The organism is Lacrimispora indolis DSM 755, from assembly GCF_000526995.1.
GTDB lineage: Bacteria > Bacillota > Clostridia > Lachnospirales > Lachnospiraceae > Lacrimispora > Lacrimispora indolis.
The window spans coordinates 5195389-5209016 of the sequence record NZ_AZUI01000001.1 but is presented as its reverse complement, the minus strand read 5'-3'; the positions used below and the strand labels follow the sequence as shown (position 1 = coordinate 5209016).

Genomic DNA, 13628 nt, shown 5'->3' with positions numbered 1-13628 from the left:
GAGAAAAGTCATGAAAAATTTAAAGAAGTTTGCAGTACTTGGATTATCTGCAGCTATGGCATTGTCGCTGGCTGCCTGCGGGTCAGGCGGCAAAGAAACAACGGCCGATGGGACTGCTCAGACAACAAGCGGTGAGGTGGATAAAAGCCAGAAGCTGATCGTCTATACCAACTCAGGTTCAAATGGCAGGGATGCGTGGTTAAAGGAACAGGCTGCTGCGGCAGGCTATAACATCGAAGTTGTGCAGATTCAGGGCGGTGATTTAGCTAACAGAATTATTGCAGAAAAGAATAATCCCCAGGCAGACATGGTATTTGGATTGAATTCCATTGAATATGAGAAACTGAAAAAGGAGAATGTGCTTGATCAATGGGAACCTTCCTGGGTTGGAGATGTGGATATGTCCCTGGGAGATAAAGACGGATATTACTATCCGATCGTCATTCAGCCATTGGTGAATATCATGAGTGCTGATTTACAAAATCCGCCAAAAGATTATACAGACCTGGTGAATCCGGAGTGGAAGGATAAGTACAATATCTTAAATTTTGGCGGCGGCACGGGTAAGACAATTCTGGCCAGTTTGCTGATTCGTTTCAGAGATGACAGTGGGGAATATGGCATTTCTGATAAAGGCTGGGAGTTTGTAAAGAACTGGATTCAGAATGGACATATGGAGCAGCAGGGCGAAGATTACGTTGGAAATGTAATTTCTGGTTCTATCCCGATTACAGAGATATGGGGCAGCGGTGTGCTCCAGAATCAGACAGAGAGAAATTACAAATTCCAGATCATGGTCCCGGAAGCGGGTGTTCCGTATGTCACAGAGCAGATTGCGATGATCAAAGGCTCCCGGAAGAAAGACCTTACGGTTGATTTTGCAGACTGGTTTGGTTCTGCAGAGACACAAACAGCCTGGATGAAGCAGTTTGGTACCATTCCGTGCCAGCCAAAGGCACTGGAGGAGGCTCCGGCAGATATTAAAGAATTTATTGATCTGGTTCATCCCCAGGATATGGATTGGGGCTTTGTAGCTGAGAACATTGACCAGTGGGTCGAGAAATGTGAACTTGAATTCTTACAGTAGGTGATGGAGGGCGGTATGGTTTATGAGAATAAATGATACCGCCTTTTTGCAAGGAGAAACAGGATGATTGAATTTAAAAATATAGAAATAAAATACGGGGATTTTACGGCAATTAAAGATTTGAATTTAACAATCCAGGATGGGGAGTTTTTTACATTTCTTGGCCCCTCAGGGTGCGGCAAGACGACTACCTTAAGGTCTTTGGTGGGGTTTATCGAGCCAAGTGCCGGTCAGATCGTGATTGATGGGAAGGAGGTTACTCATACACCGGTGGAGGAGAGGAAAATCGGCATGGTGTTCCAGAGCTATGCCCTGTTTCCCACTATGACGGTATATGAGAACCTGGCATTTGGTTTGAAGGTCAAGAAGCTTTCAGCGGCAGAGATTGATCGGAAGGTAAAAGAGGTCGCGAAAGTAATTGAGGTAAAGGACGAACATCTGGTGAGAAATGTGTCGGAATTATCCGGCGGGCAGCAGCAAAGGGTGGCACTTGCAAGAGCCATTGTCTTAGAGCCGAAGATTCTGTGTCTTGATGAGCCCCTCTCTAATCTGGATGCAAAATTAAGGGTGGGACTTCGAAGCGAGCTTAAAAAGCTGCAAAAAAACCTGGGGATTACCACGTTGTATGTCACCCATGATCAGGAGGAAGCGCTTACCTTATCTGACCGGATCGCCGTATTTAACAACGGATTCGTAGAGCAGGTAGGTAAACCATATGATATCTATAACCATTCCAAATCCGAATTTGTCTGTGATTTTATCGGTGAAATCAACCGTTTGAATCCAGTGGTGATCAATGAACTAAAGAGGCAGACAAATTGCAGGCTGGATGAAAATAAAAGTGCCTATATCCGCCTGGAGAGAATCAGCTTAGAAGAAAACTCAGGCTATGGGAAGCTGAGCGGAATGATAAAAGATTATGATTATAACGGAGTTATGACCAAATACTCTGTAGATGTTATGGGCTGTATGCTTCGTGTCATCCATATCAATGACGGAATGCCATTTTTAGAACCTGGTCAGACATTGGATTTATACATTGAGCCGAAAAACATCATGCAATTTTAAAAGGAGGGTGTTTGTATGAAGCATATAATCAGAAAGCAGTCTTTCAGTATACAGACCTTGATCTTAAAAATTGTTATAATATGGGCGATTGCTGCATTTGTCATATATCCTAACGTGAACCTGATGATCGGTATGTTTTATAAAAACGGCCAGTTTTCCACTGAAGTATTCAGTAAGGTATTTAGCTCAGCCAGAGCCATGAAAAGTCTTGTAAACAGTTTTATTCTGGCATTTACTCTTGTTGTCACCGTGAATATAGTGGGAACGTTAAGTGTCCTTTTGACAGAATACTGGGATATTAAGGGGGCCAAGGTATTAAAACTTGCTTACATGAGTTCTTTGATCTACGGAGGAGTGGTCCTTGTATCCGGCTACAAATACGTTTATGGGGCTAATGGATTGCTGACAAAAGTATTACTGATGATCGTTCCGGGCATGAATCCAAACTGGTTTGTAGGATATGGGGCAGTTGTATTTGTTATGACGTTCTCCTGTACCCAGAATCACATGATGTTTTTAAAAAATGCCATTCACGGACTGGATTATCATACCATCGAAGCTGCAAAAAATATGGGGGCTTCCGGCAGCAGAATTTTCTTTAAAATTGTCATGCCTGTATTAAAACCCACCTTTTTTGCCATCACAATTCTTACGTTCCTTACAGGGCTGGGAGCCATGTCAGCACCGTTAATTGTTGGGGGAGATGCTTTTCAGACCATTAATCCCATGATCATTACATTTGCAAAGTCCAGTTATTCCAGAGAGGTGGCAGCGTTCCTGGCAATCCTGCTGGGACTTGCAACCATGCTTTTATTGGCAGTATTCAGCAAAATTGAAAAAGGCGGCAATTACATCTCAGTATCCAAAACAAAGGCGAAACTGCGCAAACAGAAAATCAACAATCCTGTGTGCAGGTTACTTGCCCATGCTGTTGCCTATGTTATGTTTGTCATATATGTCATTCCGATTATTTTGGTGATTGTGTATTCCTTCTGCGATTCCCTTACCATTAAGACAGGTAATATTACCATGGCTTCGTTTACTGCAGCTAATTACCAAAAGCTGTTTACAAGTGCAGATGCCGTTAAACCGTATCTGGTAAGCATCGTGTATTCCCTGCTGGCAGCGGTTGCAGCAGCAGTAATTGCTGTTATCTGCGTCAGATTCGTGCGGGCCGCTAAACACAAATATGATGTATTCTTTGAATGGGGAATGCTGGTTCCGTGGCTGCTGCCGTCTACCTTAATTGCACTTGGCCTGACCATAACATATGGAGAACGTCATGCAATTCTGTTTCATTATGTTATGGTAGGTACCCTGGTGCTAATGCTTGTGGGTTATACGGTAGTCAAGCTTCCGTTCTCTTACCGGATGATAAAGGCGGCATTCTTTAGCATTGACGATGATCTGGAGGAGGCTGCAAAATGTATGGGCGCCAGTACCTTTTATACCATGGTAAAGGTAATACTGCCGGTCATTTTCCCGGCAATCATGTCCGTCATTATTTTAAATTTTAATGGTATGCTGTCAGATTACGACCTATCCGTATTTCTGTACCATCCATTATTCCAGCCCCTTGGCATTGTTATTAAGGCAGCTTCCGACGAGTCTGCAGCTATTGATGCCAAAGCGATGGGTTTTGTATATACGGTTGTTTTAATGATTCTTTCCTCGGTCGCTTTATATTTTGGACAAGGAAATGGAATGGCAGCAATCAGACGGTTCAAACAGAGACGTATCCAGAGGAAAACAATAAAAGAATTAAAATAAAGCTGGGATTCTTTTCGTCATAACATTGGAAGGAGGGGGGCAATACTTAAAAAGAGCCGGTTTAGAACATGTAATAGAGGAGGAAGTATGAGGACGGTAGCTGAAGCTGTAGAATATTTGGAAAGGATAAATTCAATTTCAATCAGTGTGCGCATTCTGATGTCTATGATTTGCGGCGGAGTGATTGGCATTGAGCGGGGAAGATCCCGCCAGCCGGCTGGAATGAGAACCTATATGCTGGTTTGTATGGGAGCTGCTGTGGTTATGATGACAGGACAGTACATGTACGATCATTTTCAGAGTGGTGATCCGGCGAGGCTGGGAGCTCAGGTAATCAGCGGCATTGGTTTCCTTGGAGCCGGAAGTATCATTACTTTTGGAAAGACAAAAATCAAAGGATTAACCACGGCGGCAGGTCTTTGGACAGCGGCATGCATCGGTCTGAGCATTGGAATCGGATTTTACATAGCCGGAATCATTGCTACGTTGGCAGTATCTCTGATCATGACACAGTTTAAAAAATTGGAGTATTATCTGATTTTTGATGATGCGTGGCTCAGCTTGTATGTGGAAATGTCAGAGGATGCCAACATGGCGGATATTTCCAGGGAAATTGCAGGTTTTGGTTTGGAAATTGGTGAGGTGCAGGTTGGAAAGAAGAGGAAAGGATTTCAGAAGGCTGTTATTAATCTGAAAAATACAGAGCATAAAGGCCGGGAGGAAGTGCTGAAGTATTTAGAAAATATGGAAGAGCTTCAGTTTGTAAAATATACGTCTTAATGAAAAGCCGCCATACCTGTGGGTGTGGCGGCTTTTGCCATCACACGAAAGTGCGTCAAAGGCCCCTGTGTATTCCCTTCATATCCAGCACTATTTTCTCCTTACATCAAAAAGTTTCCAATACCATTGTAAAAAATGATAAAAAAGGCTTTACATTCGCCGGACAATGTGTTAATATGCATATGTAACCGGTTACATAAAGGAGATATGACATGAATATACGGGATATTGCCAAAAAAGTGGGCGTTTCTTCTGCGACCGTGTCCAGAGTGATAAATCAGTCCGGATACGTAAAGGACGAAACCAAGCAGAAAGTTTTAGCAGCGATTGAAGAGGCGGATTTCGTACCCAATGCCATAGCAAGAAGTTTAAGCATCCGCGACTCTTCCAGTATCGGGGTTATTGTTCCTGATATAGCCAATGAGTTTTTTTCCAGCATTATAAGCGGAATGGGAGAGATGGCGGCCAATAACCAGTATAACATTGTTTTGTTTGACACAGGTGAAATGCAGGAAAGAGAGCATCAGTACTTACAGGTGGCAGAAGGCCAAAGGCTTTCCGGTTTGATCATAACCCCGGTTTCGGAACTGGATATGGTGACCAGGGATAAGCTGATACAATTCGAAAATAAAGGAATTCCGGTGGTGTTGGTTGACCGTAATATTAAAAATTCCAGCTTAGATGGGGTTTTTGTAGAGAATGACGCCGCTGCTTATAAGGGAGTGGAAGCGCTGATCCATGCCGGTCACCGGAAAATTGCAATCATTACAGGTCCCAGTACTTCTATGCCGGGAAAGGACCGGTTAAAAGGATATAAAGCTGCCTTAAATGATTATGAGATTGAACTTAAGGAAGAGTATATTGTATCCGGAGATTTCAAGATCATCAAGGCATATGAACGGACAAAAGAATTGCTGGAGCTTCCGGATCCTCCGACTGCAATTTTTGCTTCCAATAACCAGACCAGTCTGGGAGTGCTTAAGTATCTCACAGAGCACAAGCTTAAAATGGGCAGGGACATATCAATGGTGGGCTTTGACCAGATTGAATCCCTTAAAATAATTGATTACAGATTATCTACCATCGAACGTGATGCAAAGAAGCAGGGACATGACGCAATGGCAATGCTCATTGACAAGCTGTCCCATAAGGAAAGTAAAAGCTCCGGAAGAAAAATCTTTGTTCCGTATCAGGTAGTGCTTCGCGGGTCAGAGTTAATAAAATAGGCTGCGGTAAGCAGTTTATTTTTCCCCTGAGTATGTAACCGGTTACATACTCAGGGGATGATAGATCATGAAAGAAAAGAGGAGAAGAAAATGAATATTGCAAAAATGGTGGATCACACGATGCTGAAGGCAGATGCAACGTCAGAAACGATCAGAAGATATTGTACAGAAGCAAAAGAATATGGATTTGCATCCGTGTGCGTGAATACATGCCAGGTGCCTCTTGTTGCCCAGGAATTAAAAGGCAGCGGGGTAGCTGTCTGCTGTGTGGTCGGCTTTCCTTTGGGAGCGATGCTGACTAGTGCAAAGGCCTTTGAAGCCTCCGAAGCAGTGAAGGCTGGGGCAGATGAAGTGGATATGGTAATGAATATCGGCGCCATGAAGGACAAGAATTATAATATGGTGCGTGACGATATAAAAGCAGTTGTGGAGGCTTCCCAGGGCAAGGCTGTTAAAGTTATTTTAGAGAACTGCCTTTTAACGAAAGAAGAAATCAAAATGGCCTGCGAGATTTCAGTAGAAGCCGGGGCTCATTTCGTTAAAACATCCACTGGTTTTAGTACAGGCGGTGCGGTAACCGAGGATGTGGCACTTATGAAGCAGACGGTAGGAGACCGGGCAAAAGTAAAGGCAAGCGGAGGGATTCGAACACCGGAAGAAGCCCAGGATATGATAAAAGCCGGAGCAGACCGGATTGGGGCAGGTAACGGAATAGCCTTGTTATAAGGAGAGGAGAAGGGTCATGGGGAAAAAAGTAACAGTTTTCGGGAGCTTTGTAGTGGACCTGATGGGGAGATGCCCTCATCTTCCGGTTCCGGGAGAAACCGTGAAAGGAAGTATTTTTAAAATGGGTCCTGGCGGCAAAGGATTCAACCAGGGGGTAGCTGCCCATAAAGCGGGAGCTGATGTGACCATGGTGACGAAGCTTGGAGAGGATACATTTGCAGATGTGGCATTATGTACCATGATGAAGCTGGGAATGGATACCGGACGGATATTCCGTACCGGAAAGACAGAGACCGGCAGTGCCCTGATTATGGTGGATGAAAACACCAGCCAGAATGAAATTGTTGTGATTCTGGGGGCCTGTGACACGATTACAGACGAAGAAGTGGAATCTATATCAGACCTGTTGGATCAGTCGGAATTTCTGCTGACCCAGCTGGAAACCAATCTTTCCTCCGTGGAAAAAGTCATTGATATTGCATATGAGAAAGGCGTAAAGATCATTTTAAATACAGCTCCTGTACAGCCGGTCAGCGACAGCATGTTAAGCAAGGTGGATTTAATCACGCCGAATGAGGTAGAAGCCGGCATATTAACCGGTATACCGGTAGACGGGGAAGAAAGTGCTGGAAGAGCTGCAGACTTCTTTTTTGAAAAAGGAGTGAAAAATGTTCTGATCACCATGGGCGGAAAAGGAGTTTATCTGGCAACTCTTAAGAAGAGGGGACTTCTGCCTGCTTACCGGGTCAATGCAATTGATACCACAGGGGCAGGAGATGCGTTTAACGGCGGCCTGGTGGCGGCACTGGCAGAAGGAAAGGATTTATGGGAGGCTGCAGCCTTTGCCAATGCATTAGCTGCTATTTCGGTACAAAGAATCGGAACTACGCCGGCCATGCCTGACCGGGAAGAAATTGACTCATTTATCAGGGAGCATGAGAAGGAGGAACGGTCATGTTAAAAACAGGAATTTTACACCCTCAATTAGCAAGGGTCATGGCAGAGCTCAGACATATGGATATGCTGGTAATCGGTGATGCCGGGTTACCTATTCCCAAGGGAGTGGAACGGGTGGACTTAGGCTGGAAGCCGGGAAACCCTTCTTATCTGGAGGTATTGGAAGAAATAGAAAAGTATATGGTAACGGAAAAGGCCATATTTGCAGAAGAGGCACTTGCCGTAAGCCCGGAGCTTCATAAGAAGGCCCTGGCGCTTCTGCCGGAAGAAATACCGGTAGAGTATGTGCCACATAAGGAATTAAAAACGATCACGGAAGGGGCCAAGGCGATCATCCTGACAGGCGAGTTTACAGGATACACAAATGTCATATTGGTCTCAGGCTGCGCATATTGACCAGAAGCAAAGGGGAAGTGGTGAAATCATATGGGAGGAAGGTTAGTTTTAAAACTGGAATCAATCGTAAAGACGTTTCCCGGTGTCAAGGCACTTGACAGGGTGCATTTAGAGATTTATGAGGGAGAGGTTCATGCTCTGTGCGGAGAAAACGGGGCGGGGAAATCCACCTTGATGAAAATAATCGCGGGGGCACAGCCTTATACTTCCGGTGCCATGTATCTGGATGGGAAAGAGGTGGTGTTCCATTCCGCCAAGGATGCAGAAAAACATGGAATCGCCATGATCTATCAGGAATTTAATATGGTTCCGGAATTATCGGTGGCAGAAAACATGTATCTTGGAAGACTTCCTGTGAATCAGTTTGGGAAAGTGGATTGGAACAAGCTATACCGGGACGCACAGGAAAATCTGGATCATCTGGGTTTAAAGTTCAGTGCAAAGGCCAGGGTACGGAATTTATCTGTGGCAGAGGCACAGATGACGGAGATCGCCAAGTGCCTGACCATCGGCGCCAAAATCATCATTATGGATGAGCCCACGGCAGCGCTGGCGGAAGAAGAAATTCAGATTCTCTTCCGGACGATTGAGGAACTGAAGAAAAAGGGAATTGCGATCATTTACATTTCCCACCGGATGGATGAAATTTTTCGTATTTCTGACCGTCTTACGGTTTTCCGAGACGGAAAATTTGTGGCGACCAAATTCATTGGAGAGACAGATTATGAAGATGTGGTATCCATGATGGTTGGGCGGAATGTATCTAATCTGTACCCGGTAAGGGATTATAAACCTCAGGAAGTGGTATTTGAAGCAAGAAAAGTAAACAGCCGCGGGGTTCATGACGTCAGCTTAAAGCTCCATAAAGGGGAAATCTTAGGGATTACAGGACTTTTGGGTGCTGGTACCATAGAGCTTTCCAAGTTGATTTACGGCGCCATGCCAATGGAAAGCGGAGAAATTTATGTACACGGTGAAAAAAAGGATTGTTCCTCTCCAAGAAAAGCATTGGAAGCAGGAATCGGGTTTGTCTCAGATGACAGGAAGCAGGAAGGGCTTGTTTTAATAAGAAGCATCAAAGAAAATGTTTCCATGTCTTCTTTAAAAAAGCTGACCAAAGGATTCCGGCTGGACAACAGACTGGAAATGGAACGTGTAAAGGAACAGGTTAAGGCGCTGAATATTAAAATCAGTTCCACGCAGCAGCTTGCCGGAAAGTTAAGCGGCGGAAACCAGCAGAAAATAGTGTTTGCAAAAGTGCTTTTAGCGGATTCTGATATTCTGATTTTAGATGAGCCTACACGGGGAGTCGATGTGGGGGCGAAGGCAGAGATCTATGCCATTATGAACAAGCTGACAGAGGCCGGTAAAAGCATCCTGGTTATTTCCACGGATTTACCGGAGCTGATCGGAGTCAGTGACCGCGTCATTGTCATGCGGGAAGGACGGACGGTATTAGAAATCTCCAAACAGGAAATGAATCAGGAAAAAATATTAGCGCATGCGTCTGGAGGGGTAAGTGAAAATGAATCAGGAAACTAAGAAACGGTTAATCAACCAAATAAATATATATCGTTCGGTTTTGATCTTGCTGGTCATCTGTATCTTTGCCGCTTTTTTGTCAAAAAGTTTTTTAAGTGTTTCCAACTTATTTAATGTTTTTAAGCAGGTGACAGTTGCCGGTATTATCGGATGCGGCATGACCTTTGTAATTCTGACCGGCGGAATCGATCTGTCCGTTGGTTCCATTCTGGGGTTTGCAGGAGTGGTAGCCTCCGGTGTGCTGGCTTCCACCGGCAATACTTTACTGGCAGTATTTACAGCAGTTGCAATCGGAATTACCTGCGGGATCGTCAATGGATTTTTTATTTCCCAATGCGGCATTCCCCCGTTTATTGCCACTCTGGGCATGATGACCCTGCTTCGGGGCTGTGTTTTGATCTATACCAAAGGTTCTCCTATTCCGGTAAAAATAGATTCTTATAAATTTATTGGAAAAGGTACGGTTCTGGGGGTTCCTGTGCCTGTTATTATCCTTATAGCGCTTTTCCTGCTGGCCCATTACATTTTGACACAAACCAGCTTTGGGCGCAGTATTTATGCATTTGGTGGAAACAGGGAAGCTGCCCGTTTATCCGGAATTTCTGTAAAGAAGACGGAGTGGATGGCTTACATCATCAACGGTTTATTAAGCGGCATTGCGGCAGTGGTTTTAACAGCCAGACTGGGGTCTGCCCAATCCACCAGCGGACAGGGGATCGAGATGGATGCCATTGCAGCGGTCATACTTGGAGGAACCAGCTTAAGCGGAGGAACCGGATTTGTACTGCCTACGGTGGTAGGCGCCATGATCATGGGAATAATCGATAACATTCTTACGCTTATGAACGTCAATCCACATGCCACCAATATTGTAAAAGGCGCAGTTGTGCTTATTGCAGTTCTGGTGGACAAAAAGGTCAAGGATTTATCTGCGAAAGCAGAATAAATAAAACTATTAATGTAAAAAAGAAGGGAAGGTAAAAAATTATGATGAAAAGAAAACACATGGCAGCAATGGCAGCAGCAGGACTTGTTCTGGCATCACTGGCAGGATGCAGCAGCGGAGAGAAGGCGCCTGAAACCAAGCAGGAGACCACACAGACAGAAGCAGCCACCACAACAGCGGAAGCCCAGTCCAATGCAGAGGCTAAGCCGGCGGACAAGAAATACGTGGTAGGACTTGCCATGAATACTCAGACAAATCCGTTCTTTGTAGACGTAAAAGACGGGGTACAAAAAGCCGCAGACGAATTAGGAGTGGAGCTTTATATCACAGATGCCCAGGATGATCCTACGATCCAGATGAAGGACATCGAAAATCTGATCACCAAAAAGCCGGACTGCATCATCATTGATACCTGTGATTCAGATGCAATCGTTTCTTCCATTGAAGCTTGCAACGAAGCCGGTATCCCGGTGCTTACCATGGACCGTGAAGCCAGCGGCGGAGAAGTTGTTTCCCATATCGGCTACGATGCCATTAAATCCGGGAAACTGGCAGGCCAGTATCTGGTGGACACACTGGGAGGCAAAGGAAATATCGTAGAAATCCAGGGTATTATGGGAACCAACGTGGCTCAGAGCCGTTCCAAGGGCTTTAACGAAGTGATAAGCCAGAATCCGGACATGAAGATCGTTGCATGCCAGGTTGCAGATTTTGACCGTTCCAAGGGCATGAGCGTAATGGAAAACATCCTTCAGGCCAATGACCACATTGACGGATTATATGCGGCAAATGATGAAATGCTTCTTGGCGCATTGGAAGCAATTGAAGCCGCAGGCCGTCTGGATGAGATCACCATGATCGGCTGTGATGCCATTGATGATACCATTGAAGCCATTAAAGCAGGAAAAGTTGAGGCAACCATTGCAGAACCCCCATTCTTCCTGGGAAAAGCAATTATGAACTCTGCATACAACTATCTTCAGGGAAAAGAAGTAGAAAAGTATGTGATCCTGGACAACGAACTGGTAACAGCTGATAATGTAAATGAATTAGTTACAAAAGAATAATCCGGATTTATGCCGGCTGGGGCATCAGACTGAGTGGATCGGTCTGGTGCCCCGGCTCTTTCTGTTGCTGTGATCATATTTGTAAATTTTGAAAAGATTTTCATTACAGTTTGTGATATAATTTTTACAGCTGCCAGGCATTGTTTCCAATCCGCTTCGCAGACTGATTCGGTTAAATAATGGCGGCTGTAATCAAAAATCTGAGCCAGGAGGTGTTTTCATGATTATTTCCCTCGATCCAATGACTGTAGAAAAATTAACAAAGACAGAGCTTGAAATCGTAAATTTTATCAACACCCATGAAGATACCCTTCCTGAAATGTCGATTGTAGATATTGCATTTGAGACTTATTCTTCTCCCTCTACCGTTTCCAGAGCAATCCGCAAGTGCGGATTGAACGGATTTAATGAGCTTCGCTACCGTTCGGTCAATCATGCAAAGAGCGAGGAAATACAAGAGATGAATGAGATACTCAATAAGACTCTTATTGAAGCTCAGAAGGTTCATGAACGTATTTCCCTTACCAATGTTTTGGAAATCATAAAATGTCTGGACTCTGCCCGGCAGATATCGGTGTTCGCAAGAGGTCCCACAACTTATGTAGGCCAGGAGTTTTCTTTAAAACTTCAGCTTCTTGATTACGATGTCTTTTTTACGGATGATCCCAATATCATGCAGGTAAAAGCTTCAAAACTAAAGGCAGATGATGTTTTGTTTCTCCTGTCTTTAAACGGGGAAACTCCGGAGCTGATATCCTCTGCTTTTACAGCTTTTCATCGGGGAAACCGGGTGATCACCTGCTGCTGTAATGAGAAGTCCAAACTGTTCTTATACAGTCAATATTCTCTTGTGGGATATAAGCACTCTCATCAGGCTATTAAGGAATTTGAGGTCTCATCAAGAATTGCATTGCATATGATTTGCAGAATTATCATTGATTATATATCAACCTATCGCAAGAAATAACAGGGCGGATGAAAAATCCGGCCCTTTTTTTATATCTTAACCTTGCTTTTACAGGAAATGGGTTTTCAAATTCTGAAAAGATTTTCATGTGGTTTCCCTATATAATGGCAAATGAGCAGAAGTTCTGAAAAAAGGTGAGGTGCAATAAAGATGATCTATACTTTGACTACAAATCCTGCGATTGATATGAATATTTCAACCAATGGGATACAGGCAAAAGTTGTAAACCGGACGTATGGTGCTGTTTATACTCCCAATGGAAAGGGCCTGAATGTAAGCTATTGTTTGAAGCGGTTTCATATCCAGTCAAAAGTTCTTGGCTTTTTCGGAGATTTTTCAGGAAAGTATATCGTTGAGGAGACTCAGAAGAAATCCATTGAAACCTTTCCTGTCTGGGTGGAAGATATTACGCGGATAAATATTTTTTTAAACGATGGGAAAGAGGAGTACAAATTTGTGAATGAAGGGTCCTATGTATCTGACAAAAAGCAGGATGATATGCTCCGGATTATGAAAGGACTTGCTGATTTAGATACGCTGGTAATCAGCGGAAGCCTGCCAAAGGGGATCGGAAACCAATTTTATGACGAGGTAATGGAAATCTGCAGAAAAAGACGGGTGAGGGTGATTTTAGATATCAGTTCCGATTATTTAAAGGAATTGATGCATTACAGGCCATATTTAATTAAGCCCAATGATGATGAGGTAAAAGATATTTTTGGAATCATTATACGGGATGAAGATGATATGATAGATGCCCTGCACGATCTCCATGAAAAAGGGGCGCAAAATATCCTAATAACACTGGGGGACAAGGGGTCTTATTTTTATAATGGAAAATCAGTATATTTTGCAGGCACAAAGAACGTGGAGCTGGTCAGTTCTGCCTGTGCGGGAGATGCGTCCCTTGCCGGTTTTTTAAGCATATGGCTTGATCAGCCCGAAGAGGTGGAACATGCATTAAAGCGTTCTGCCGCTGTGGGAGCAAACGTGGCTGAGAGCAATGGACTTGGGCCTATGGACCGGGTAGATGAGTATGAAAAGGAAATTGCAGTCAGAAGAGTGGAATGAGCATGAAGTTGTTACATGATTGTCG

General features: G+C 44.1%; 13 protein-coding genes. All 13 read left to right on the top strand.

Translation table 11 applies throughout. The features are described from left to right. The first annotated feature begins 10 nt into the window (after positions 1–10). The 13 genes from K401_RS0125340 (at position 11) to K401_RS0125275 (ending at position 13603) form a co-directional block, all read left to right on the top strand. The gene (locus K401_RS0125340; protein WP_024295578.1) at positions 11–1087 is read left to right on the top strand and encodes an extracellular solute-binding protein; all 1077 of its coding nucleotides are present in this window, start codon (positions 11–13) and stop codon (positions 1085–1087) included. A gap of 63 nt (positions 1088–1150) precedes the next feature. After that, positions 1151–2155 (top strand): ABC transporter ATP-binding protein, encoded by a 1005-nt coding sequence (locus K401_RS0125335; protein WP_024295577.1) that lies wholly within the window; start codon positions 1151–1153, stop codon positions 2153–2155. Between the two features lie 15 nt (positions 2156–2170). Then, positions 2171–3925, top strand: coding sequence for an ABC transporter permease (locus K401_RS0125330; RefSeq protein WP_027352320.1), 1755 nt, complete (start codon positions 2171–2173; stop codon positions 3923–3925). A gap of 87 nt (positions 3926–4012) precedes the next feature. Next, positions 4013–4705, top strand: coding sequence for an MgtC/SapB family protein (locus K401_RS0125325; protein WP_024295575.1), 693 nt, complete (start codon positions 4013–4015; stop codon positions 4703–4705). Positions 4706–4917: 212 nt separating this feature from the next. Then, positions 4918–5931, top strand: a complete 1014-nt coding sequence (locus K401_RS0125320) for a LacI family DNA-binding transcriptional regulator (protein WP_024295574.1) — start codon at positions 4918–4920, stop codon at positions 5929–5931. A 90-nt stretch (positions 5932–6021) separates the two neighbouring features. Then, positions 6022–6657: a deoxyribose-phosphate aldolase gene (deoC, locus tag K401_RS0125315; protein ID WP_024295573.1), complete on the top strand. Its 636-nt coding sequence runs from the start codon at positions 6022–6024 to the stop codon at positions 6655–6657. A gap of 16 nt (positions 6658–6673) precedes the next feature. Beyond that, the gene (gene rbsK / locus K401_RS0125310) at positions 6674–7618 is read left to right on the top strand and encodes a ribokinase (protein ID WP_024295572.1); all 945 of its coding nucleotides are present in this window, start codon (positions 6674–6676) and stop codon (positions 7616–7618) included. Next, entirely contained in the window at positions 7612–8010 is a 399-nt protein-coding gene (rbsD, locus tag K401_RS0125305; protein WP_024295571.1) for a D-ribose pyranase, read from the top strand. Before rbsK ends, rbsD begins: the two co-directional genes overlap by 7 nt. Positions 8011–8040: 30 nt before the next feature. Continuing rightward, complete coding sequence (locus tag K401_RS0125300) at positions 8041–9552, top strand: sugar ABC transporter ATP-binding protein (protein WP_024295570.1); 1512 nt, start codon at positions 8041–8043, stop codon at positions 9550–9552. Continuing rightward, positions 9536–10498, top strand: a complete 963-nt coding sequence (locus tag K401_RS0125295) for an ABC transporter permease (RefSeq protein ID WP_024295569.1) — start codon at positions 9536–9538, stop codon at positions 10496–10498. The genes K401_RS0125300 and K401_RS0125295 overlap by 17 nt, the downstream gene beginning before the upstream one ends. A gap of 41 nt (positions 10499–10539) precedes the next feature. Continuing rightward, complete coding sequence (locus K401_RS0125290) at positions 10540–11565, top strand: substrate-binding domain-containing protein (protein ID WP_242842332.1); 1026 nt, start codon at positions 10540–10542, stop codon at positions 11563–11565. Between the two features lie 220 nt (positions 11566–11785). After that, on the top strand, positions 11786–12532 hold the full coding sequence (locus K401_RS0125285) for a MurR/RpiR family transcriptional regulator (RefSeq protein WP_024295567.1): 747 nt from the start codon (positions 11786–11788) through the stop codon (positions 12530–12532). Between the two features lie 150 nt (positions 12533–12682). Next, positions 12683–13603: a 1-phosphofructokinase family hexose kinase gene (locus K401_RS0125275; RefSeq protein ID WP_024295566.1), complete on the top strand. Its 921-nt coding sequence runs from the start codon at positions 12683–12685 to the stop codon at positions 13601–13603. Positions 13604–13628: the final 25 nt, after the last annotated feature.